17 protein-coding genes and 1 tRNA gene are annotated in these 23,458 nt (G+C 62.5%); 7 read left to right on the top strand and 11 right to left on the bottom strand.

Annotated features, from left to right (window positions below):
* Positions 1-490: 490 nt before the first annotated feature.
* A complete protein-coding gene (locus HNQ65_RS23845; RefSeq protein WP_184343823.1) occupies positions 491-1,930 on the bottom strand; it encodes a Gfo/Idh/MocA family protein in 1,440 nt (479 codons plus the stop codon).
* A 156-nt stretch (positions 1,931-2,086) separates the two neighbouring features.
* On the opposite strand from HNQ65_RS23845, the gene HNQ65_RS23850 reads away from it, so the two are divergent.
* Positions 2,087-3,433, top strand: a complete 1,347-nt coding sequence (locus HNQ65_RS23850; RefSeq protein WP_184343826.1) for an alanine/glycine:cation symporter family protein — start codon at positions 2,087-2,089, stop codon at positions 3,431-3,433.
* Positions 3,434-3,497: 64 nt separating this feature from the next.
* Positions 3,498-3,571: transfer RNA gene (locus tag HNQ65_RS23855), tRNA-Gln, on the top strand.
* A 143-nt stretch (positions 3,572-3,714) separates the two neighbouring features.
* Here the strand turns inward: HNQ65_RS23855 and HNQ65_RS23860 are convergent.
* The 4 genes from HNQ65_RS23860 to HNQ65_RS23875 all read right to left on the bottom strand — a co-directional run bounded on the left by HNQ65_RS23860 (position 3,715) and on the right by HNQ65_RS23875 (position 7,597).
* Entirely contained in the window at positions 3,715-4,059 is a 345-nt protein-coding gene (locus HNQ65_RS23860) for a hypothetical protein (RefSeq protein WP_246438672.1), read from the bottom strand.
* 78 nt (positions 4,060-4,137) lie between these two features.
* The gene (locus HNQ65_RS23865; RefSeq protein WP_221306271.1) at positions 4,138-4,491 is read right to left on the bottom strand and encodes a GIY-YIG nuclease family protein; all 354 of its coding nucleotides are present in this window, start codon (positions 4,489-4,491) and stop codon (positions 4,138-4,140) included.
* Complete coding sequence (locus HNQ65_RS23870) at positions 4,488-5,852, bottom strand: DUF1501 domain-containing protein (protein ID WP_184343828.1); 1,365 nt, start codon at positions 5,850-5,852, stop codon at positions 4,488-4,490. The genes HNQ65_RS23865 and HNQ65_RS23870 overlap by 4 nt, the downstream gene beginning before the upstream one ends.
* 851 nt (positions 5,853-6,703) lie before the next feature.
* Positions 6,704-7,597 (bottom strand): metallophosphoesterase, encoded by an 894-nt coding sequence (locus HNQ65_RS23875; RefSeq protein ID WP_184343831.1) that lies wholly within the window; start codon positions 7,595-7,597, stop codon positions 6,704-6,706.
* A 42-nt stretch (positions 7,598-7,639) separates the two neighbouring features.
* Between HNQ65_RS23875 and HNQ65_RS23880 the strand changes: the two genes are divergently transcribed.
* Positions 7,640-9,148 carry a twin-arginine translocation signal domain-containing protein gene (locus tag HNQ65_RS23880; RefSeq protein ID WP_184343833.1) on the top strand — a complete coding sequence of 503 codons (1,509 nt, stop codon included), beginning with the start codon at positions 7,640-7,642 and terminating at the stop codon, positions 9,146-9,148.
* A 489-nt stretch (positions 9,149-9,637) separates the two neighbouring features.
* Here the strand turns inward: HNQ65_RS23880 and HNQ65_RS23885 are convergent, their stop codons facing one another.
* The gene (locus HNQ65_RS23885) at positions 9,638-10,753 is read right to left on the bottom strand and encodes a zinc-binding dehydrogenase (protein ID WP_184343835.1); all 1,116 of its coding nucleotides are present in this window, start codon (positions 10,751-10,753) and stop codon (positions 9,638-9,640) included.
* Between the two features lie 102 nt (positions 10,754-10,855).
* Here HNQ65_RS23885 and HNQ65_RS23890 point away from each other — a divergent pair, with 102 nt between their 5' ends.
* Together HNQ65_RS23890 and HNQ65_RS23895 are read left to right on the top strand one after the other, a co-directional pair.
* Positions 10,856-13,060: an SGNH/GDSL hydrolase family protein gene (locus HNQ65_RS23890; RefSeq protein ID WP_184343837.1), complete on the top strand. Its 2,205-nt coding sequence runs from the start codon at positions 10,856-10,858 to the stop codon at positions 13,058-13,060.
* 16 nt (positions 13,061-13,076) lie between these two features.
* Positions 13,077-14,855, top strand: coding sequence for an ABC transporter ATP-binding protein (locus tag HNQ65_RS23895; protein WP_184343839.1), 1,779 nt, complete (start codon positions 13,077-13,079; stop codon positions 14,853-14,855).
* Positions 14,856-15,122: 267 nt separating this feature from the next.
* Here HNQ65_RS23895 and HNQ65_RS23900 read toward each other — a convergent pair whose 3' ends face one another.
* The 4 genes from HNQ65_RS23900 to HNQ65_RS23915 are packed head-to-tail and all read right to left on the bottom strand — an operon-like array spanning position 15,123 to position 17,604.
* Positions 15,123-16,313: an ABC transporter permease gene (locus tag HNQ65_RS23900; RefSeq protein WP_184343841.1), complete on the bottom strand. Its 1,191-nt coding sequence runs from the start codon at positions 16,311-16,313 to the stop codon at positions 15,123-15,125.
* Positions 16,314-16,340: 27 nt separating this feature from the next.
* Positions 16,341-16,751 carry a type II toxin-antitoxin system VapC family toxin gene (locus HNQ65_RS23905; protein ID WP_184343844.1) on the bottom strand — a complete coding sequence of 137 codons (411 nt, stop codon included), beginning with the start codon at positions 16,749-16,751 and terminating at the stop codon, positions 16,341-16,343.
* Positions 16,748-17,005, bottom strand: a complete 258-nt coding sequence (locus HNQ65_RS23910) for a hypothetical protein (RefSeq protein WP_184343846.1) — start codon at positions 17,003-17,005, stop codon at positions 16,748-16,750. The genes HNQ65_RS23905 and HNQ65_RS23910 overlap by 4 nt, the downstream gene beginning before the upstream one ends.
* A 44-nt stretch (positions 17,006-17,049) precedes the next feature.
* On the bottom strand, positions 17,050-17,604 hold the full coding sequence (locus tag HNQ65_RS23915) for a YidB family protein (RefSeq protein WP_408004809.1): 555 nt from the start codon (positions 17,602-17,604) through the stop codon (positions 17,050-17,052).
* A 44-nt stretch (positions 17,605-17,648) separates the two neighbouring features.
* On the opposite strand from HNQ65_RS23915, the gene htpG reads away from it, so the two are divergent.
* Positions 17,649-19,487, top strand: a complete 1,839-nt coding sequence (gene htpG / locus HNQ65_RS23920; protein WP_184343849.1) for a molecular chaperone HtpG — start codon at positions 17,649-17,651, stop codon at positions 19,485-19,487.
* Positions 19,488-19,662: 175 nt separating this feature from the next.
* A complete protein-coding gene (ruvA, locus tag HNQ65_RS23925; protein WP_184343852.1) occupies positions 19,663-20,268 on the top strand; it encodes a Holliday junction branch migration protein RuvA in 606 nt (201 codons plus the stop codon).
* 204 nt (positions 20,269-20,472) lie between these two features.
* Here ruvA and HNQ65_RS23930 read toward each other — a convergent pair whose 3' ends face one another.
* On the bottom strand, positions 20,473-23,190 hold the full coding sequence (locus tag HNQ65_RS23930) for a DUF6797 domain-containing protein (RefSeq protein WP_184343854.1): 2,718 nt from the start codon (positions 23,188-23,190) through the stop codon (positions 20,473-20,475).
* Positions 23,191-23,458: the final 268 nt, after the last annotated feature.

Raw genomic sequence — 23,458 nt, forward strand, 5'->3', positions numbered from 1 at the left:
GAGGTGGTAGCGGAGAGTTTGAGCTGGTGGCCTGTGTTGAGCTGGTGGCCTGTGTTGAGCTGGTGTCCTACGTGGGTGTTTTCCGCATGATAGACCCGGCGGCTTGAGGACAAGCCGCCCTACCTGCAGCCGCCCTACCTGCAGCCGCCCTACCTGTGGTGGGTCTGCGCATGCCCAGCGCAAGGTAGGGAGGGCTGTCCCCAGCCCTCCGGCGTGAGCGGGGTGAAGGAACGAATGGCATGAGGTGGTAGCGGAGAGTTTGTGCTGGTAGCCTGTGTTGAGCTGGTGGGCCTCCGTGGGTGTTTTCGGCACAATAGACCCGGCGGCTTGAGGACAAGCCGCCCTGCCTGCGCGGGGAGTTCCTACCTGCTCAGTGTTTCTACCTGCGCTGCGGACAAAGAAAACGCCCGGCAGATTTCTCTGCCGGGCGTTTGGTGTTTTGAGTGCTTGCTGGAGAGACGGGCGGGCGGCCCGTTTCACCGGGCTGCGCTTAGATGCTGGCGGCGCTGTATTCCCAGCCGTTGCGGACGGCGGCGCGCTTGATCATCTTGTTGGCCTGCTCGTTGTCGGTGGTCTGCTTGGCGGCGTCCCAGTGGATGACCTTGCCGGGGTTGGAGATGGCCAGGTTGCCGAAGAGGCAGAGCTTGGTCAGAGGCACGGAGTAGTCGAAGTTGCTGCCGCAGATCTTGTTCTGCTCGATGGCGCGGACGAGCTCCAGCTGGGGCTTGTCGGGGGCCAGGGAGCGCTCGAGGGTCTTGGGCGTTTCCTTGAAGAACTTGGCGAACTTCTCGCGGTTGCCCACGAGCTGGAGGTTTTCGCAGTAGTCGCCCTGGTTGAGGATGGTGTCCTCGTCGCCGATGATCATGAAGCCGCCGATCATCTTGTCCCAGTTGTAGGCGGCGTCGAGCTTGTCGGGGCGGGCGGGCTTGACGGGCACGCCGTCTTTCTTGCCTTCGTGCCAGTGCAGTTTCACCTCGCCGTATTTGGCGTGCTTGAAGGAGCAGATGACGTGGGACCACATGGGCCAGCTCATGTCAGTGAGATCGCCCACTTCAGCCTCGATGGCGTAGGGCTCGGGAAGTTCGCAGCCCCAGAAAGGACCGTCCATGATGTGGCAGCCCATGTCGCCCATGGCGCCGGCTCCGAATTCCAGGCTGCCGCGCCAGGCGAAGGGGTGCAGGCCGGGGACGTAGGGGCGGTCCGGGGTCTGGGCCAGCCAGTCGGTCCAATGCACGTGGGCCGGGGCCTGGCCGGGGGCTTCAGCGCCTGCGGCTTCGTTCTTGTTGCGGGGCTTGGGAGCGGTCTTGCCGGTGTAGATGTCCTTGGCGTCGGTGCCCTGGGGCCAGATGGGGCGGTTGGTCCAGACGTGGATTTCCTTCACGTTGCCGACGATGCCTGCGGTGAGCCATTCCTTGAGCTGGCGGATGGGCTCCTTGGTGTGGCCCTGGTTGCCCATGTTGGTCTTCACGCCCTTCTTCTTGGCGGCTTCGTGGAGCTCGTTGGCTTCCCAGATGCGGTTCACCAGGGGCTTCTGCACGCAGACGTGCTTGCCGCGCTTGATGGCCTCCATCGCCGCAGGGTAGTGCGCGTGGTCGGGGGTGGAGACGGTGCACATGTCGATCTTGTCGCCCATGGTGTCGAACATCTCGCGGAAGTTGGTGAACATCTTCGCGTCGGGATATTTCTTCTTGGCGTCGTCGAGGCGCTTTTCGTCGATGTCGCAGATGGCCACGATGTTGGCGCCTTCAGCGGCGATGCCGACGTCAGAGGCTCCTTTGCCACCTGCACCGCCGATGCCGGCGACGTTGATCTTTTTGACGACAGCCGCCGCGTCCTGGCCGATGAGCAGGTTCGGGAAGAAGATGCCGCCTGCGGTGGCGGCGGTGCTGCGGAGGAAGGTACGACGGTTGGGGAAGAGCGAGGGCTTCATTGGTGGGTGGATTGGGAGCCGCAAAAATAGCGGGGTGAAGGGTGAGAACGCAATGGGAATGTCTCCTTGCACAAAAAACACAGGGATGACGGAGAAATGTGCGCAGGGCACTCTTTGTGCTTGGCGGGAGGTGGTTTTACCACCTACAAGCACTGCATGGACTTTGCCAAAATTGCCGCCGACCTCTCCGGTTTTGTCTGGGGTGCCCCGCTGATCATCCTGCTGTTTGGCACGCATCTTTTCCTCACCGTGCGCACGGGCTTCATTCAGCGGCATCTGATGCAGGCCATCCGCATCTCGTTCTCGCGGCACAAGGAAGGGGAGGGAGATGTGTCCCAGTTTGGCGCGCTGATGACGGCGCTGGCCGCGACCATTGGCACGGGCAATATCATCGGCGTGGCGGGTGCGGTGGCCACGGGCGGACCGGGCGCGGTGCTGTGGATGTGGCTCACGGGCGTGTTTGGCATCGCCACCAAGTATTCAGAGGCCGTGCTGGCGGTGAAGTATCGCATCACCATGCCAGATGGCAGCATGGCGGGCGGACCCATGTATGCGCTGGAGCGCGGGCTGGGGCAGAAGTGGCTGGGCGTGGTGTTTGCCGTCTTCACCTGCATCGCCGCCTTTGGCATTGGCAACATGACGCAGGCCAACAGCATCGTGGAGATGCTCATTGAGAGAGTGAAACCAGAATCCGTCACTCAGCTGCGCTGGATCGCGGGTGGTGTGATGGCCGCCCTCACGGCAGCCGTGGTGCTGGGCGGGGTGAAGAGCATCGCCAAAGTATGCGGTCTGCTGGTGCCAGTGATGGCCGTGGGCTATGTGCTGGGCTGCGCGCTGATCCTGATCAAAAACTACGCAGTGCTGCCGCAGACCTTTCTGGACATCTGGAATGGTGCGTGGAGCGGGCAGGCGGCGGTGGGTGGTTTTGTGGGAGCGGGGCTGAAAGAGGTGGCGCGCGCGGGCATCGCACGCGGTCTGTTTTCCAATGAGTCCGGCCTGGGCTCCGCGCCCATCGTGGCAGCGGCGGCGCAGACGCGCAATCCGGTGCGTCAGGCGCTGGTGAGCAGCACGGCCACCTTTTGGGATACGGTGGTGGTGTGCCTCATGACCGGTCTGGTGGTGGTGAGCAGCGGCCACTGGAAGGACGGGCTGCCCAAGGCCGCGCTGACCAGCGCCGCCTTCAATGACCTGCACACCTGGGGGCCGTACATCCTCATGTTTGGTCTCATGACCTTCGTTTTCTCCACCATTCTCGGCTGGGGCTACTATGGCGAAAAAGCGGCGGAGTATCTCTTTGGTACACGCTCGGTGAAGCCCTACCGCATCCTCTGGGTGCTGGCGGTGCTGTTTGGCTCGGTGCAGCCTGCGCAGGCGGTGTGGGACTTTGCCGATGCGGCGAATGGCCTCATGGCTCTGCCAAATCTGATCTGCCTCATCTGCCTGAGCGGGGTGATCGTGAGTGAAACACGCACGCACAAGCACGAGCTGACTGGCAAGGAGTGAAAAAGTCTGCCATCGCGCTTGCAAGAACGTCATCCGCCACTATTCTCTCCGCCCGCCTAACCACTGCCTCATGGTGTAATGGTAACACAGCAGATTCTGAATCTGTTATTCTAGGTTCGAATCCTAGTGAGGCAACCACTCTGCAGAAGGCAGAGTTTCGCGGAAAACGGGCATGATTCTCCCCTTTATGGCAGGTCGTGCCACGATGCTATTTTTCCAGACTCTGGAAGGCTCCAGAATCTGGAAAACGAGGGGATTGGAAAAGACGAACGGGAGGCAGGTTATGCCTTGGCCTTGGCGGCCATGATGGCGGAGTCCATGCGTGCGAGACGCTGGGTGCTGGAGGCGGCTTCGATGCCTTCGAGGCCGCGATAGCTCTTGCCGATCTTTTCCACGAGGCCGCTGTTGGTCAGCTTGAGGATCTTCTCATAGCAGCGCAGGCGCAGCATTTCTTCACCGCCGCTGACGGCGTTCTTCAGCTTCAGACCATCAAATACCCGGCCAAAAAGGACCTTGAACTCCAGCGTTTCACCAGTGGAAAGAACATTTACCAGCTCATCAGTGACGTGATCAACAACTCGACGGGAGAAAGACGCTTTTTTGGTAACAGGTTTTGAGGTAGCCATCCTTCTCGCATATCACAGGATTGCTGGTTTGTCTCAAAAAGCCTTCGCAAAAGTCACATTTTACCAAGTAATTCCGCTTCATTCCTCCCCCAGGCGGGCTTCTTTGGCCGCACGGCTCAGGCGTTTGAAGGAAATTTCAGCCTTCAGGGCGGCGGATTTGTTCTTTTGCGGCCAGGAGCGCAGGAGCGTCAGCGGGCCGCGCCCCCGGGTGTAGCGTGCGCCTTTGCCCGCGCTGTGCATGGCGAAGCGGCGCTCCAGATCGTTGGTGATGCCGCAGTAGAGGGTGCCATCGCCACAGCGCAGTACATAGAGATGCCACTTCTTTTTGACGGCCTTCTTTTTGGGGCGGGCCTTGGTGGCGGGCTTTTTCCGGGGTTTCTTTTTCGGCGGCACGGCGCGCAGCATAGCAGGCGGCGTGCGGCTGGAAATCAAAACAGCTCGCTGATCATCGAGCCCTCTGTGAGCGCGACGGGGCGGTTGTCCGAGGAGCGGTAGCTGATCTCGCGGTAGTCGTAGCCGAGCGCGGAGTAGATGCTGGCGTGGATGTCTGCCGGAGTGATGGGGCGGTCCTTGGGGTAGGCGCCGCTGGCGTCCGAGCTGCCGATGACCTGGCCGCCGCGCACGCCGCCGCCTGCCAGCACCACGGTGTAGCAGCCCGGCCAGTGGTCGCGCCCAGCGTCGTTGTTGATCTTGGGCGTGCGGCCAAATTCTCCCATCCAGACGACGAGAGTGGTCTCCAGCAGCCCGCGCTCCTCCAGGTCGTCCAGCAGTGCGGCATAGGCCTGCTCCATGGGCGGGACGAGGCGGTTTTTGAGGCCGTTGAAGTTGTCTTTGTGGGTGTCCCAGGTGATGGACGGGCCGTTCACCGTGGTGACGAAGCGGGTGCCGGACTCGACGAGACGGCGTGCCAGCAGGTGCGACTGCCCCCAGCTATGGCGGCCGTAGCGCTCGCGTACTTTTTCGGGTTCCTTGGAGAGATCAAAGGCATCGGCGGCCTTGCCAGACTGCAGCATGGTGGTGGCCTGCTCATTGAAGATGTCCATCTGCGCCACCTGCGGAGAGGCGATGGGGCGAGCGGCGGCGCTCATTTGATTGAGCAGCGAGAGGCGCTCCTGGAAACGTGCGGGCGTGAGGCTGGAGTCGAGGCCCATATTGCGCACACGGAAGGTGGCGGCATTGGGATCGTCATCCAGCACGTAGGGATCGTAGCGTGTGCCCAGGCAGCCCCCAAACTGGCCGGGGGTGAGGTACACCTTGCTGTCGCAGTGGGGGAAGGGGGTGATGACGTAGGGCGGCACGCCTTTGCTGAAGCCATCGCGCTGAGCCAGCCAGCCCACGAGGGTGCCTACGCCGGGCAGGTCTGTGGGGCTGGGGGTGATCAGCGTGCTGTCCACGCGGTAGGGCCGCCCGGTGGTGGCCCAGTGCATGCCGCCATTGTGGCTGCTGTGGCCGTGGTGCACGGAGCGGATGAGAGCCAGCTTGTCCATGCGCTTGGCCATCTGCGGCAGCAGCTCGGTCACGTGGATGCCGGGCACATTGGTGCGGATGGTTTTGAACTCGCCGCGAATCTCCGAAGGGCCGTCGGGCTTGGGGTCCCAGAGGTCGATGTGGCTTGGCGCGCCGCCATTGAAGATCATGATGACGGACTTGGCCTTGCCGATCCCGATGCTGGGCCGTGGCGCGGGAGCGCCGAGGGCGGCGAGCTGATTGATGCCAAAGCCCAGCATGCCCACGCCACCTGCGTGAAGCAGGCTGCGCCGCGAAAGGCGAATCTCTGGGACGTGGGAGGACATGCGCGTTTCAGAACCTACGCGGCGAGAGGCGCGTTCTTGCGAATCGAAAATAAGTGAGCGGTTCTCAGGCCCGCCTGCAGTTAAAAAAGTCGTGGCTAGATGCGGAGCGCGGAAGCCTTGGTGGACGCGCTGGGCGTTGTGGAACTAGTGTGTGTGGGAATGCGAGGGCGCTGGTCTTTGCGGGAGCGTGAGGGATCGGGACGATCCCTCTCCGCCGGAGGCTTCGTCCCAGCGACGGAGGGGGATCATCTTGATCCCCACACATGGCGTGTGTCTGCGGAATGGCGGAGTGGTGGCGCGGTGGCGCTGGGTGTTGCGGGAACGAGGTGTATGGCAGCGCGTAGGCTCTGGGCATTGCGTGAGCGTGAGGGATCGGGACGATCCCTCTCCGCCGGAGGCTTCGCACACGGAGGCTTCGTCCCAGCGACGGAGGGGGATCATCTTGATCCCCACACATGGCGTGTGTCTGTGGAATGGCGGGGTGGTGGCGCGGTGGCGCTGGGTGTTGCGGGAACGAGGTGTATGGCAGCGCGGGGGCGCTGGTCCTTGCGGGAGCGTGAGGGATCGGGACGATCCCTCTCCGCCAGAGGCTTCGCACACGGAGGCTTCGTCCCAGCGACGGAGGGGGATCATCTTGATCCCCACACAGGGCGCTTGTTTGTGGGATATCACGGTGGCGCTTGTTTGTGGGATATCACGGTGGCGCTGGGTGTTGCGGGAACGAGGTGTATGGCAGCGCGGGCGCGCTGGTCTTTGCGAGAGCGTGAGGGATCGGGACGATCCCACTCCGCCGGAGGCTTGGCTTTGGCCTGTCTTTGCAGGCTCATTCCGGTTTTCAGCTGCTCATGCTCTCAGGCCCGCCACTGTAGATCCACCTTGGCGCCATTCCACTCGTGCTCCGGCAGGTGGGTATGCGTGGTGAAGCTGCCGCCAGTGGGGCTCAGTGTGGCCATGGTCCAGCCGGTGGTGCTTTCCTTGGGATTGGACACATAGGAGGTGGCCGGGGTGTTGAGGATGTGGATGCCGCGATGGTGGAAGAAATTGCGGTGGTGGATGTGCCCGTGAATGTAGGCCTTCACCTGCGGGCGGGCGACGAGCAGCTCCCACAGCGGCTCTGAGTCCTCCAGGCCGCCGGGGAAGTGTTTTTCTTCTCCACCAAGGCGCGGATTGTGGTGGGCAAAGATGAGCGCGGGCTTGTCGGCGTGGGCGTCCAGGGCCTTGGCGAGCCAGGCGAGCTGTTCCTCCCCGAGGAGACCCTGCGCCACCATGCGCGCCTTGAGGGAGTCGAGCAGAAAGAGATTGGCCTGCGCGGTCTGCACCACACCGACGTGCTTGGAGGCCACGGCTGTGGTCGCGGGTTTTTCTGTGGTCAGCACCTGGTAGAAGACATCGCGGTCATCGTGATTGCCCATGCTGAGGTGCACGGGGATGCCCGCCTCATGCAGCGGCGCGATGAGTTTGGCAAAATGGGTGTAGTCGTCCGGCAGGCCGCTGTTGAGCGCCAGATCGCCATTGATGACGACTGCCGCAGGACGCTTGGGCAGGCCCACGAGCCAGGCGACGGTGTCGCGCAGGTGCGTGGGGATGGAGGCCGTGGCCGGGTGCTTGCCGCCCACATGGGTGTCATTGAGAATGGCGATGAGGTTTTCATCCACCTCGGCGGCATCAGCGCTGCTGTGTGCCAGGGCTGCGGCGGCACCCATCTGGGCGATGAATTGTCGGCGTGAAGTGAGATGAATCGGCATGGTCTGCTATACGCGCTGTTTCACGCCCGTATTGCTCCCACCATGGACCGCCGCGATTTCCTCAAGACCACCAGTGCCGTAGCCGCAATGACCAGTGCCCGCAGGCTGATGGCGGCGACTGATGCAAAGAGACAGCCGGAGCTGATCAAGACGGAGAATGCGAAGGCGGGGAGCAGCTTTCAGCTCACGCGCATGCGGCCGGACAGCGCCAAGTCCTACCGCACCTCGCTCATCGAGGGGTACTGCTCGCGGCAGTCGGTGAAGGCGGGGGAGAAGATGGACATCTATGTGAGCACGCGGCCGGTGGCGCGGTTTAACATCGAGATCTTCCGCATGGGCTACTACGGCGGTGCAGGTGCGCGGCACATGACCACGCTGGGGCCCTTTGCTGGGAAGGAGCAGCCCGTGCCGGAGATGGCGGACAAGCGCCTGCGCGAGTGCCAGTGGGAGGCCAGCACCACACTGACGATCCCGCCGGACTGGCCCAGCGGCGTGTATCTGGGAAGACTGAGCACGATCCCCGAGGCCGCCGACAAGCCCTACTGGCAGAGCTACATCGTCTTCATCGTGACCGATGACCGCCCGGCTGACATCCTCTTCCAGTGCAGCGACAACACCTGGCAGGCCTACAACCGCTGGCCGGTGAATGAGTCGCTCTACACCGATCCGCGCGCTGCGCATGCCCCGGGTGTGAGCGTGAGCTTTGACCGCCCGTACGGCAAGTATGTGCAGATTTTTGACAACCCGCAGAGCATGGGCAGCGGTGAGTTTTTGCTGTGGGAGTATCCGCTGTGCTACTGGCTGGAGAAAGAAGGCTACGATGTGACCTACTGCTCGAACGTGGACAATCTGAACCCCGCCAATCTGGCGCGCGCGAAGACGATGATCAGCGTGGGCCACGACGAGTACTGGGACATGCGCCAGTATGCGAATGTGAAGCAGGCCATCGCCGATGGACTGAGTGTGCTGTGGCTCTCGGCCAACGATGTGTACATGGTGACTCCCTTCACCCCAAATGCGAAGGGCGAGGCCAACCGACGCCTGACGCGGGAGACCTGCTACGGGGAATTTCGCGAGGAGGAGAAGGAGGCGTACTCGAAGGTGCTGGGGCCGTTTGAGAATCCGGGCCCGGATGAGCGCGACATCATCGGCGCGCGCACGACGGTGCCTTTCAACGGCGGTGGCGACTGGACCTGCGCCAAGCCTGAGCACTGGCTGTTTGAAGGCACGGGGATGAAAAAGGGAGACAGCATTGCCGGTCTGGTGGGCTGGGAGTTTCATGGCGATCCCGACACCGCACGCCCGGGGCTGGAAGTGGTGGCCGAGGGCAATGTGTGGGCCAGCGGCACGCGGCTGGGCAAGTATGCGGCCACGGTTTACGAAGGCCCAAAGAAGAACATCGTCTTCAACGCCACGACGATTTTCTGGAGCCAAGGCCTCAGCGATCCTCCCGGCCACATGATCCCCTGGAGCCACTTCTCCCGCCCGCATGGGCCGGATGAGCGCGTGCAGCAGATGACACGGAATGCGCTGAAGCGGGCGATTGGGTGAGGGTGCGAGAGCCACCTTTGTTTCTCACATAAACTCACCTAATCTCACATGAAGGTGCGTGAGTATGGAATGGGAATATTTGAGACTATCATCAAGAGGCTTCTCGACATGAACAAGCTGGAGTGGCTCGGCTCCGGCAGGGCGACACGGTGCTGGATCATTTAATCGTCAGGCGACGTGGGATCGAGCCGCACAGGGGATTGAGCTGACTGCTTTGTGACGCGGTGTCGCCTGAGAGGTATCGTGCTGGCGTCAGCAAAGTGGTCCGCACAGTCCTCTGTGCGGCACGATCAGCCCAGCGTCTGCTTTTTCGCGCAGATCTCACGCGAGGCATTTAAGTCGCACCACTCCGAAATGAGCGGTGGGTTTCTGAGCAGACCTATCATAACTCGCGAACCAGAGAGCTTGCGAGCCGCACAGGGGACTGTGCGGACCACTATGGGAGGCGTTTGCGGCCTTTGGGGCTCGATGTTTTTTTAGCGGGCTGCCTCACTCAAACACGATCAAGCTGCGCGCCACCTCGCCGCGCTGGAGGGCGTCGTAGGCTTCGTTGATGCCTTCGAGGGGGTAGCGTTTGGTGATGAGTTCATCGAGCATGAGGCGGCCGGACTGGTGCATGGCGATGAGGAGGAGCAGGTCTTTGCGGGGCTGGGTGCTGCCGTAGAGGCTGCCGCGCAGGGTTTTCTCGGCATAGACGAGCTGGTTCACATTGATGCTGGCGCGGTCGGCGGCACTGGTGATGCCCACCATGACGCACATGCCGCCTTTCTTTGTCGCATCAAAGGCCTGCTCGGCGGTCTTGCCGGAGCCGTAGGCCTCAAAGGCGTAGTCCACCCCCTTGCCGTCGGTGAGGTCCTTGATGGCCTGAACGGGGTCGCCAGCATTCACGTCCACGTAGTCAGTGGCGCCAAACTGGCGGGCGTCGGCTTCCTTGCGGCTGAATTTGTCCACGGCGATGATTTGCCGCGCCCCGGCCATGCGGGCGGCCTGCACGATATTCAAGCCGATGCCGCCGCAGCCGATGACGGCCACGGTGCTGCTGGGCTGCACACGGGCGGCTTTTTCCACCGCACCCACGCCGGTGATGACGCCGCAGCCGATGAGCGCGGCGTGCTCAAACGAAACGTCCTTGGGGATCTTCACCACCGAGGCCTGCGGCATGGTGGAAAGGGAGGAGAAGGCGGAGACGCCTGCGTAGTGGCGGATGCTCTCGCCGGCGGAGTTTTGAAAGCGGGTGGTGCCGTCCGGCATGAGGCCGGTGAAGCGCATGGCGGTGCCCATGTCGCAGAGGGCGGGGCGGCCGTTGCTGCAGTATTCGCATTTCCCGCAGGAGCCGCGCCAGACGAGGATGACGTGGTCCCCCACCTCGACCGAGGTGACGCCCTCTCCCACGGCCTCGATGACGCCGCTGCCCTCGTGACCGAGGATGATTGGCATGGGCATGGAGAGGTCTCCCTTCATCACGTGCAGGTCGCTGTGGCAGACGCCGGCGGCCTTCATGCGCACGGTGACCTCGCCCGCCTGGGGTGGCAGCACTTGGACCTCCTCGATGCGCAGGGGCTTCTTGGCTTCGTAGAGGACGGCGGCGGGGGCGAGGGTGGACATGGTTGGGGGGGATGATGACGAAACCGGCGTGCTGCGCAACCCTGTGCCATAAACGCACTCGCCGGTTGCAGCCGTGGCTGGGCTCGCTGAGATAGCGGGCGCATGTTTTCCAACCGCAAGACATTCCTCATTCTCGGCGCGCTGGCGTTTCCGGGCATGGCCGGCCTGCGTGCCCAGGCCCCGGCGGCTCCTGCTGCTGCACCGGCCCAGGCTCCAGCCCCCGCTGCGGCACCTGCGGCCGGCGCTGTGCCGATGGACCTGCAATCTCTCCAGCAGGCGGCGCGTGCTGCGGAGGAAAAGCTGCCAACTCCGAAGGTGAAGGCGCAGACTTTCTTTGAGCTGACTCCGGTGGAGCGGGAGCACTGGCGGAAGTTTCTGCCGCAGACGCTGCAAAAGCTGGCGCGGCGCGAGCGCGTGCAGATCGTGGTGCTGGGAGATGCCGTGCTGGATGGTGTGACGGCTGCGTCCGGACAGGATCCGCTGCTGCGGAGCTTTGCGGGAGTGTTTGCCAGCAAGCTGGCGGCGCAGTTTTACTACACCGGCGGGGTGCGCGTGCTGCGTGCCGGGGCCAAGCCCCGCAGCCGGGATGCGATGGTGATGGGGCCTGAGATTTTGATCCAGCCGGTGCGCATCTCCGGCATGGCGGCCGCGGCCTCGGCTCTGTCCACCGAAGGGCTGCGCGGTCAGCCGGATGTGGTGCTGGTGGCGCTGGGACTGGAGGACGGCCTCGCAGGCGTGCCTGAGGCGGATGTGCAGGAGGGATTTCGCAGCCTGCTGGACACAGCGCGGAACAAGCGCCTGGAAGTCATCGTGGCGGGGCCGATCCCGCAGGCGGCAGACCCGGAGGAGGCCAGCCTGGCGCTGACGCGTGGCGCGGCCAGCGTGCTGCGGGATGCCTGCGCCAAGGCGGAGGTGCTTTTCTCGGATCTGGGCGATCTCTCGCGCCTGATCGAGGTGAGCCCGGGTGCGCAGGGGCCGGACCAGATCTTTCCGGCGTTGGTGCATGAGGTGCAGAACCTGCTAGGCCCGGCAGGCGCGAGCGGTGCAGCCCTGCCCACGGCGGCAATGCATACGGCCATGGGGCGCATCCTTTACCAGGATGTGATGCAGGGCACGCCTGCGGTGGCGTGGCAGACCGGCGCGGCGAAGGCCACGCTGAAGGGGGATGGCAAGCTGGCGCTGGAATTTGAACTGACCAACACCCGCAAGGAGAAGCTGGCGCTGACCGTGCTGCCGCTGGTGCCTGCGGGTCTGTCCCCGAAAGACGCCACGACCGAGATCAAGCTGGAAGCTGGTGCAAAGGAGAAGGTGAAGGTGGACTACGCCATCTCAGACAGCCGCAGCCTGCCGCTGGAAGATGGCACCCTGAGGCTGCCGGTGCTGGTGACTGCGGGAGCGCAGGCACGCATCGAAGACCTGGCGATGCCGCTGCAGCCTTTCAGCGTGGCGGTGAACACGCGCGCGGCTTTCAACCAGGAGACGGAATTCAATCCGGAAATCGAGATCGAAAACGCCACGGGAGCGAAATTTTCCGCTGAATGGGAGTCCATGTGTGGAGGCAAGTCGCAGACGGGCAGGATTGATCTGGAGGCCAGCGGCTCCGAAGTACTGAAGCTGGCGCTGCCGCTGCCCACCCAGGGCAAGCCGCTGCGCCGCGTGCAGTCGCTGAAGCTGGTGGTGAACTCCGGCGGCGTGAAGCAGAGCTTTGACCGGCAGGTGGAGCTGACCCGCAACATGGGGCTGAAGGAAGCCGTGCCGCTGACGGCGGCGGATGGCAAAGAAAGCTCTGTGACTGTGCGTGCGGATGCCGATGGCATGAAGCTCTTTTTCACGCTGGATCTGGCCGGTGTGAGCCTGGCGGATGATGAAAAAGGGAACGCCTATGAAGTGCTGCTGAACCTGGATGCGCGCAGCTACGGCGAGCGCCTGACGGCGGGCGCCACGGCGGCGCTGCGCATCACCGGCAAGGCGGCGGATGGAGCCGCCAAGGTGGACGCGATCTCCCCTTGGGCCTTTGGCAGCAGCTATGCGGCGGAGTTTGACCCCAAGGAGATCCAGGCCACGCTGATCAGCAGCGCCAGCGGCGGGCGGAGGCTGACGATCGTGCTGCCCAAGAGCTACCTCTACCTGCACGAGTGGGCGCTGGGGAACGGCAACAGCCAGCTGGGCGTGAACGTGCGCCTCAGCGGCGGCGGGCGCGACTACTACCTGACCCGCAGCAGCCGCCGTGGCGACGATGCGGAGGGCCTGAGCGTACTGGAACTGACCGACAAACCCACGCTGCGCTGGACGGTGCGCGTGGAGTAGAAAGAATCAAACAAGCATGGCTGAAGAACGAGCGAGCAAAAAACTGTGGGACCGCGCGGCGTGGAAAGACGCGGGCTTTTTCCTGAACTACCTGCGTCCGCACTACAATGTGTTCATCCCCGCGCTGATCGCGCTGGCGATCACGGGCGGCATGACGATCCTCTTCATCAAGGAGCTGGCCGCAGTGGCCGGAAAGGGGATAGGCGGCGCTCACGGGCCAGAATGGATGGCCGAGCTGAATCACAGTGTCTGGTATCTCGTGGCACTGATTTCCGCGCAGGCGGTGATCGCGTTTTTCCGCATCATGCTTTTTGCCAAGGCCTCCGAGCGGGCGCTGGCGGCGCTGAGGCTGGACACCTTCAGCCGCATCATCCGCCTGCCGATGGGGACGCTGAACCACCGCCGTGTGGGTGAGCTGGCCTCCCGGCTGGCCAATGATGTGGAGGCCATGCGCGAGACGCTGGTGGTCACCATCCCGATGCTGATCCGGCACACAGTCATGCTGACGCTCTGCATGGGGCTGATCCTGAACATGTCCGTGAAGCTCTCCCTCTTCATGGTGGGCACGATTCCGGTGGTGATCGTGATGATCGCCATCTTTGGCGCTCGCATCCGCAAGCTGACCCGCCGTGCACAGGACAATCTGGCCGCCTCCCAGGTGGTGGTGGACGAGAGCCTGCAGAGCATCGTGAGCGTGAAGGCCTTCCGCAACGAGGCGTATGAGCTGGCGCGCTATGACAAGAACCTGAGCGAATACCTGCGCACCGTGCTGCGTGCTGCGGTGCCGCGGGCGTCCTTCATCGCCTTCATCATCTTTGCTTTCAGCGTGGCGCTGATCCTTGTGACTTGGTTTGCCATGCGCATGCTGAATGACGGCGGCATCGGCAAGGAGGAGCTGACACAGTTTGCGGGGCTCAGCGGCATGATCGCGGCGTCCTTCATGCAATTCCCGGAACTGATCGCGCAGCTGCAGCGCTCTCTGGGTGCGACGGAGCGTGTGCGCGAGATCCTGCGGGACGAAACCGAGCCCGAGGACGACAATGTGGCGAAGCTGCACTTCAAGGGCGAGATCGACATGCGCGATGTGAGCTTTGCCTACCCCACGCGGCCTGAGGCGGTGGTGCTGCGGGATTTCAGCCTGCAGGCCAAGGCGGGTCAGCGTATCGCGCTGGTGGGCCCGAGCGGCTCGGGGAAGAGCACCAGTGTTTCGCTGCTGTTCCGCTTTTATGATCCGACGAGCGGGGAGATCCGCATCGACGGGCAGCCGATTCGTGACATGTCTCTGACCACGCTGCGGCGGAATCTCGCGCTGGTGCCGCAGGAGGTGCTGCTTTTTGGCGGCAGCATCCGGGAAAACATCGCCTACGGCAAGCCGGATGCCACCGAGGAGGAGATCATCAGCGCGGCGAAGAAGGCCAACGCGCACGACTTCATCGCGGGCCTGACGGACGGCTACCAGACGCTGGTAGGAGACCGCGGCACGCAGCTCTCCGGCGGCCAGCGCCAGCGCATCGCCATCGCACGCGCCATCCTTGCCGATCCGGCCATCCTGATTCTCGACGAAGCCACCAGCAGCCTCGATGCCGAAAGCGAGCGTCTGGTGCAGGACGCGCTGGACAAGCTGATGGAAAACCGCACCAGCATCATCATCGCGCATCGTCTCAGCACCGTGCGGCGCTGCGATCAGATCCTTGTCATGTCCGGCGGCGCCATCCTGGAGCGCGGCACGCATGACGAGCTGGTGGCCCGCCCCGGCGGCCTGTATGGCTCGCTGGCGAAGCTGCAGCTGGAGTAGGGGGATAGTGGTCCGGAGTGCGATGGGCATTGCCTCATTGCGTTCGCTCTGCGGGCAGGCAGCGCTCCGGCGGAGTGGGATCGTCCCGATCCCACACATTCCCGCATCGCCCAGCGTGCTCGATTCATCCGCAAACACGCCGCATGTGTGGGGATCAAGATGATCCCCCTCCGTCTGCTCGTGCTTTCGCCATCAAACCCATTTTCAGCACAGCATGGCGTCAGCCATTCGTGAGCGCTGATCAATGGGCAGGAGTGTCAGTCGCACTCAGCTCCGGAATACCATCGCGGGCTCCAGCTTGCTCACGCGCCAGATGCCGAGGAGGGCGGCCAGGGCGCAGATGCTGAGGACGACGCCCAGCACTGCAAAGGGGACAAACTCCGGCATGTAGAAGGGGGGCTGCTCGTTTTTCAGCGCGCCTATGGCGAAGCCGGAGGTGCCCAGCAGGCCGATGCCGTAGCCGATGATGCCGACGGTAAAGGCCTGAGTGATGAGCATGAGGCAGAGGGTGCCATTGGAGGCGCCCATGGCCTTGAGCGCGCCGAGGTGGCGCATGTTTTCCAGCACAAAGGAGTAGAAGGTCTGGCAGCTCACGGCCATGCCCACCAGCAGGCCGATGATCACGGTGGTGCCAAAGGAGATGGGGATGCCGGTATTCTTCACATACCACCAGACAGTGGAGACATTGAAGTTGTTGGTCTCGCCGCCGCCGCGCTGGGCCCAGAATTCACTGAAGCCGGCCTCGCGGTTGATGAAGGCTTTCAGCCCGGTGGTGCGGCGGATGTCCTCGACGGCCTGCTCCAGGCTCACGCCTTCGCGTGGGGCGCAGATCACGGCCTGCAGCATCTTGCGTTGAGGAGGCACATACTGCAGGGCACGCTCGTAGGTGGTCCAGACATAGGGGCCGCCGGTGAAGGAGGTCACCGCATCGGCAATGCCCACCACGCGGGCCTCCTGGTCGTTGAGCTCAAAGACATCGCCCACCTTCACTTTCTCGCCGCGTTTGCGGGCAAGGCGCATGACGCCGAGGTCATCGATGATCACCGAATGCGGCAGGCGCAGCTTCATCAGATCGCCCGCGAGCATCTTGGCGGGGGCTCCGGCCAGGGTGTTGGAGTCGATGCCGATGAGCTGGATCATCTTGAAGTTGCCGTTTTCCAGACGCACGCGCTGGATGCCCGAGTAGATGGGGCTGGCCCAGGCCACGCTCTTGACGCTGCGCACGCGGGCCACATCGGTGTCCAGAAGGGGGTTGGTTTCATTGACCTGCTCCACCTTGTCCTCCACCACCCAGATGGGCGCGGGCACGTTTTTCAGGGTGGACTTGGTCCAGTTCATCAGCCCGCAAAAGACGGCGGTCTGCTGCGCCATGAGAAAGGTGGCCACAGCGAGACCCGCGACGAGCATGAGGTACTTGGCCGTGTCGCCAAAGAGCATCTTGAGGGCCAGACGGAGCATGTGGAGTCAGAAGGGAAGGGGATTCAATCAGAGCAGCGGCACTCCCTCGGCCTGTGCGGCGGCGCACAGAGGGCCGTCGGAGGACAGCAGCGGGCATTGGAGACGCAGGGTCAGTTCCAGATACGCCGCATCATAGGCACTGAGCGAATGTTTTGTCGCCAGAGTCTGGATTTTGGCCATGTGGGCGCTGGATTCTTCATCCACCCGCACTGGGTAGCCGTGGAGGCAGGAGATCGCCTGATCGCGTTCACTGGCATCCAGCTTTTTCCGCCGTTCGCGGACGAGCAGAACATTGAGAGTCTCCAGCAGCCAAAGGGATGGCACAAAGACCGCATCGCCACTGCTGAGGTGGTGTAAAAACACCTCTGAAATTCGTTCATCGTGCCCGGGCAGCACGGTGCCGAGGGCAGCATTCGCATCCGCGACGAGCGTCATCATGCGCGTCTTCCTGCCTCAAGATAATCTCGTGCAGACCAGTCATCGGCGGCGGTGTATTTGGCCGACAGCTTGGTTTTAAGACGACGAGCCATCTCGATTTTCTCCTGCACGGAGGGCTCGGATGCACTCTGGCGTTCAGGAGTGATGCGGGCTTGAACACGGCCCTCGTTGGTAAGGCAGATCTGCTCCCCATCCATGACCCTGCGCAGGTAGGATGCGGTGTTGAGCAGAAAGTCTGCAACGGAGGTGTTCACGGCCAGAACATGCCGGAAGCCCCGTGCGTTTGCAATGTGGTTTCTTACGCCTTGCCGCCGCCAAACAGGCCGCCGAAGCTGCTGCTGATCACGCTGGTGAGCACGCTCTGGATCTGGCTGCCGCTGGGATGGTCTTCGTGGATCTGGCCTTGGGGGGTCAGCTTGTCGATGACCTGGGGGAGGAACTGCGCCAGGAGGGGGAGGACGGTGCTGTCCCGCATGCCCACCTTGGCGGCGAGGGCCTGGAGGGAGTCGAGGCCGATGGCCTGCTGCATCTGCTCGGGGGTGATGGGCAGATTGGCCCCGGTGCCCACCCAGGAGGAGAAGGCTTCGCCAAAGCCTGCGGACTGAAATTTGGACATCATGCCGCTGAGGCCGCCGGCCTCGCTGAGCAGTCCGGAGAGCATGGCGGCGGGGTCCTGGCCGCCGAGCATGCCGCCCAGCGCGTTTTTGGCGAGAGAATCGAAAAGTCCCATAGAAGTAGAGGCGGCGAGTGTGCGGGAGGGCGGTGGAAAGTCAAGAGGGCTGGAGGGAATGGCGAGGAGGATTGTGACAGCGGCCGTTCTTAAGCCGCGCAGCTCTTGACCCGCGTTTTCCACCAGCTACTCTCTCCGCCCCCTAACCCTCAAAACCCATAACAACCATGAGCCAGACACACGAATTCCAGGCCGAAGTCAAACAAGTCCTCGATATCGTCATTCACAGCCTCTACACCGACCGCGAGATCTTCATCCGCGAGCTGGTGTCCAATGCGTCTGATGCGATGGAGAAGATGCGCCTGACGCAGCTGACGGAGAAGGAGGTCTTTGACGACACGGCCGCACTGGAGATCAGCATCACCACGGATGAAGCCGCCCGCACGCTGACCATCGCCGACCACGGCATCGGCATGACACGCGCCGAGCTGGTGGAAAACCTGGGCACCATCGCCCACTCGGGCTCCAAGGCCTTTGCCGCCGCGCTGAAGAATGCGGGCAAGCAAAATGACGCGCAGCTCATCGGCCAGTTTGGCGTGGGCTTCTACTCCGCCTTCATGGTGGCGGACAAGGTGGAGGTGCACACGCACTCCTGGCGCAAGGAAGGCGAGCACCTCATCTGGACCAGCGACGGCAGCACCAGCTACACCATCGACGATTCGTCCGATCAGGCACGCGGCTGCAAGATCGTGCTGCACCTGAAGGAAGATGCGGCGGAGTTTGCCCAGAAGCACCGCGTGAAGCAGATCCTGGAGAAGTATTCCAACTTTGTGAGCTTCCCCGTGATGCTGGACGGCGAGCGCGTGAACACGGTGGAGGCGCTGTGGCTGAAGTCGAAGGACGGCATCACCGATGAGCAGTACACGGAGTTTTACCGCTTTGCGGCGCACGCCTTTGACGAGCCGAGCTACCGCCTGCATTTCCAGGCCGAGTCTCCCATCGTCATCAATGCGCTGCTCTTCACCCCGACGCAGAACATGGAGTCCTTTGGCATGGGCCAGATGGAGCCGAATGTGGGGCTGTACTGCAAGAAGGTGCTGATCGATCCGAAGCCGAAGAAGCTGCTGCCGGAGTGGATGCGCTTTGTGCGTGGGGTGATCGACAGCGAAGACCTGCCGCTGAACATCTCCCGCGAGTCCATGCAGGACAGCGCGCTGGTGAAGAAGCTGGGAGACGTGGTGGTGAAGCGCCTGCTCAAGCATCTGGACAAGGAAGCCGTGGAGGACCCGAAGAAGTACAATGAGTTTTATTCGAACTTCAGCCGCTTCTTCAAAGAGGGCATCGCCACAGACTACACGAACCGCGACGCGATCGCCAAGCTGCTGCGCTTTGAGTCCAGCATGACCGAGCCCGGCGAGACCGTGAGCCTGAGCGACTACGTGAAGCGCATGAAGGAAGGCCAGAAGGAGATCTACTACCAGGTGGCCACCTCCCGCAGCACGATCGAAAGCGGCCCGTATGTGGCCGCCTTCAAGGCGAAGGGCTATGAAGTGCTGTACATGTTTGAGCACATCGACGAGTATGTGATCTCCAGCCTGAACAAGTTTGAAGACAAGGACCTGAAGTCTGTGAACGCCCCGGATATCGACCTCGGCGACAGCAGCGAGGAGGGCGAGGCTCTGGCGGAAGCGGATGCCACCTCTCTTTGCGACTGGATCAAGGAGCACCTCTCCACGCAGGTGGAAACCGTGCGCACCGGCAAGCGTCTGGTGGGCAGCCCGGCGCTGGTGCTCACGCCTGAAGGCGAGATGAGCCCGCAGATGCGCCAGATGATGAAGGCCATGGGCAAGGACGGCAGCATGCCGGGCTCCAAGGTCATCTTTGAGATCAACCCGCGCCACCCGCTGGTGCGCAATCTCTCCGGCCTGCGCGCCAAGGACCCGGAAACCGCCGGGCTCATCACCGAGCAGATTCTGGACAATGCGCTGCTCTCCGCCGGGCTCCTCGACGAGCCGCAGCGGATCATCGAGCGCACGCAGAAGCTGATGGAGAAGCTTTCGGCGTAAGACTGCTGACGGCAATATGTTTGGCTCCAGAGGGAGATCAGGATGATCTCCCTCTGGAAATCTGCCCTCTTGAGCCATGACCTGCCGTGCTGTGAGCGAGCGGCACGATGCGGCATAATCATCGCACCAGCAAACCAGTGCTTGCACCTTTGCGGCCTTCCGCCTTCATGGCGGCATGATCGCCTTTCTTCGCGGCCGACTGGCCGAAGCTCTTCCTCATCGTGCCACGCTGGATGTCCATGGCGTGGGCTATGTAGTGCTCATTCCGCTGAGCACCTTCGACAGGCTGCCGCAGATGGGCGAGGAAGTGCAGCTGCTGACGCACTACCACGTGACGGAGCGCGAGCATACGCTCTTTGGTTTCATGACCTCGGATGAGCGTGATCTTTTCCGCCTGCTGATGGACCGGGTGTCGGGCATCGGGCCGAAGATGGCGCTGAGCGTGATCAGCGGCATGCCGGTGGCGGCGTTTAAAGATGCGGTGATCAGCGGGGATGTGAAGTCGCTTTCGCGGATCAAAGGCGTGGGCGGCAAGACCGCCGAGCGCATCGTGCTGGAGCTGAAGGACAAGGTGGGCGTGGTGGAAGCGTGGCAGGCCTCGCGCACGGCCAAGGGCGCGCATGATCCGAAGCAGGAGGCGCAGTCAGACGCGGTGCTGGGCCTGATCGCGCTGGGCTACAAGCAGAGCGAGGCCATCAAGGTGGTGAACGATCTGGCCAAGCAGCCGGGCATGGATACAGCGGACAAGCTGATCAGAGAAGCGCTGAGGAGTCTGAGCTGAGGCTAGGCAGTGTTTGTAAACCTTCGCGAGGCAGGCGCTTTGCGTTTTGGAGTGCGCCGGTCCTCCGGCGCTTTCGAGTAACTCATGGCCTGCGTAAAGCTCCAGAGGGCTGGAGCACTCCAGGACGCTGTCGCGATCTACAGAGTGCCGAGGCTAACTCAACGCCGAGGTTTTCAAACACGAGGAGCAAGCGGGACGCTTGCTCTACTTCAAACTCTTGATGTACAAGATCAGGCTTTCGATCTGGGAGTCGTTGAGGATGCCGGAGTAGATGGGCATGCCGGTGTCGAATTTTTCGAAGCCTTTCACGACTTTGGCGCTGGGGGTCAGGATGGATTCGCGGAGGTAGGCTTCGTCGGCTTTGAATTTGCCTTTCTGGCCTTTGGCGATCTCGCGCTCGCTGCCGTAGAGGCCTTTCCAGCTGGGGCCGACTTTGCCGACGAGGGTGCCGTCGGTGCTGTGGCAGGCCATGCAGCCAAACATCTGGTAGAGGCGCTCGCCTTCTTCGGCTGTGGCTTTCACAGCAGCGGCGGCGATGGCTTTGCGCGGGGTCAGGTCCACCTTCAGGTTTTCGTCAAAGCCTTCCTTTTTGGCGTCGAAGGTGAGGAGTTCCCAGGGGGAAAAGTAGGCGGTGTTTTCGGCCTTGTGTCCGTCGGCGCTCTTGAGGCCCCAGCCGATGCGCATCTGGTGGATGCCGGCCTTCATGTCGGGGAAGCCGACGAGCACGCTCATGCCGTCCTTGCTGAGGTAGGCGCTGCTGGCGGTCATCCATTCCTGGCCGCTGCTGCCGTCGGGTTTGAGATGGGGAGAGCCGTATTCAAAGGTGCGCTTGTAGTTCCAGCGCTCGCCGTTGTAGCTGTCGGGATTGGTGGCCAGCGTGGGGTCCAGCTTGGCATTGAAGCGCAGGAGGAGGCCTTTGTCGGTCGGGGTGACTTCCTTGATGAGCACGCGCGGCTTGTCGGTGTAGCGCACGCGGGCGAGGCCGCTGATCTTTTTCACTACTGTGCCCCAGACCTGGAAGCCGGTAACGTAGAGCTGGCCATCGGCGGGATTGACGACGGCATTGAGCGTGGGGAAGTCGAAGTTGCGGTTGAAGCTGACGACGGCGGCCTGCGGCTTTTCAAAGTGCGTGTTCATCAGCACGCGGAAGAGCTCGGGGCGGTTGTAGCCGATGTGGATGAGTTCGTCGTTCACTGGGCCCATTTTGGCACCGATGAGCCAGGTCTGGGTGACGCCGCTGGGGTTCACTGGATGCGGCAGCCAGGTGAGGGGCTCGGTGATGGTCTCGGGGTATTTTTCCTTGGGCGCGATGGTGGGCAGGTGGCCGTAGAAGTGGTGGTCTGAGATGATGTGCAGCGGAGTGGAGGGGACGTAGTTGCCCTGCTGGTCGCTGGCTGTGACGAGGCCCGTTTTCGGATTCACGCCGATGAAGGGCTGGCGCAGGCCGTAGCCGATGACCTCGATGGATTTGCCATCCGGTGCCACCTTGATGACGGTGCCGTTGTGCCTGCCATAGGTGGTGCCTTCCTGGCCGCCTTTAGAGATGTAGAGCTCGCCCTTGGGTCCGAGCTTCATGGAGTTGGGGAACTCACGCGTCTCGGCGGTTTGAGCGAAGAGATTGCAGAACATCTCGTAGCGGTCGCACTCCTTGTCGTTGTTGGTGTCGACGAGCTTCCAGATGCCGTTGCGGTCGAAGACGAGGATGTCGCTGCCACGCACGACGATGCTCATGGGCTCGTGGAGACCGCTGGCGAAGCGCTTCCAGGTGACTTTTTCGAGATCGCCCTTCAGGCCGGAGATGAGCCAGACATCGCCGTCGAAGGTGACGCCTGCGGCATCGCCCTGGTCATTGAGGAAAGCGAGATCCGCGAGGCGGACGTTGCGCTTCAATGGGTTGTCGAGGGGAAGCGGGATTTCGTCGATGACGTAGGCGTCGGGTTTGGTGGAGAGTGTGGCCTTGGTGGTGAGGGTCTGGGGCCAAAATACGGGAAGCATTTCGCGACTATTCCTGGAGTCAAGGGGCTCCGAATTGCCAGCGACAACGACTTGGAACGTTTGAATCTTTTTGGCAGGGGGGAGGTGAGCAAAAAGCACACCTTCGGGATCTCTTGAGAGCTTGATTGACTCACCGTCGATCTCATGAAGATCTACCAACAATCCATGGTCTTCTGCATCGGATTTACCGAGATGAACAGCTTCAAAATTGTTGGTTATGAATTTTATTTCCTCCGATTTAAATGCTCCCGGGTGGCCAAGAGTGAGCACGAGCGAATCGCTATGTGGAGATACTGCAAATTCAATTGTGGGCCCAGATCCAGGCATAAAGCGTTGAACCACCTCCGTGCCATGAACCTTCATGTAAATATTGAGCCATCCATCTTGGAGGTAGAATCCAATCAAACGGCTGTTCTTGACCGGCCCCCGTCCCACCTCCTCCGGACTCGGTGTCGCTTCACGGGGATCGGTGAAGCTTGGCTTGTCGCCGATCTGCCAGCCGGGATAGATGCCATTCGCCAGCCACACCTTGCCAATAGGCTTCGGCAGATACTCCTGGCCGTCCTTCGTTTTCTGGCCTGCCACGTGGTAGGAGCCGGGGGCGAGAGCATCGGGCGTTACGGGAGGCTTGCCTGATTCACCTTCCCAGATGGCGGCGATGCGGAGGAGGTCGGTGTCAAAGCAGGCCCAGAGGTTGTGGCCGAGATTGAGGATGATGCCGCGTGGTGTGAGGTTGTCCTTGGGGAAGCCTTCGCCGACTTCGCGGGCATCGAGCACGCTGCTGAAGAAGGGGAAGTCTTTTTCCACGAAGTCGCCCCAGGGGGAGGGCGTGGCAGGTGCCTCGGCTGCCTTGGGCTTGGCGGGCTTGTCGGCGGCAAGTGCGCAGGTGGCGAGGGAGAGGAGCGCGAGGAGCGAGCGGGACTTCATGGGCGGTGACAGAGAACAGGCGTGGCGGCCTGAATCTGTCAATCATGGAGTGGTGAGTGCTGGAAGTACGATGGTCACGTCTGACCGTCGATTCCAGAGCTCGGCTATTCTCCGCCAGCTGGCGCAGAGATTGAGGCGCGTACGTGGATTGGGTGCTTGTGCGGCTGGCGGGCGCGCTGATCGACGGGCAGGAGTGCCAGTAGTGTTCGGCATGGTGTTTGAGGGGGGTATGTGACAAAAACGTTGCTGTACCTTTGGGCCAAGGGTG

Source organism: Prosthecobacter vanneervenii, from assembly GCF_014203095.1.
GTDB lineage: Bacteria > Verrucomicrobiota > Verrucomicrobiia > Verrucomicrobiales > Verrucomicrobiaceae > Prosthecobacter > Prosthecobacter vanneervenii.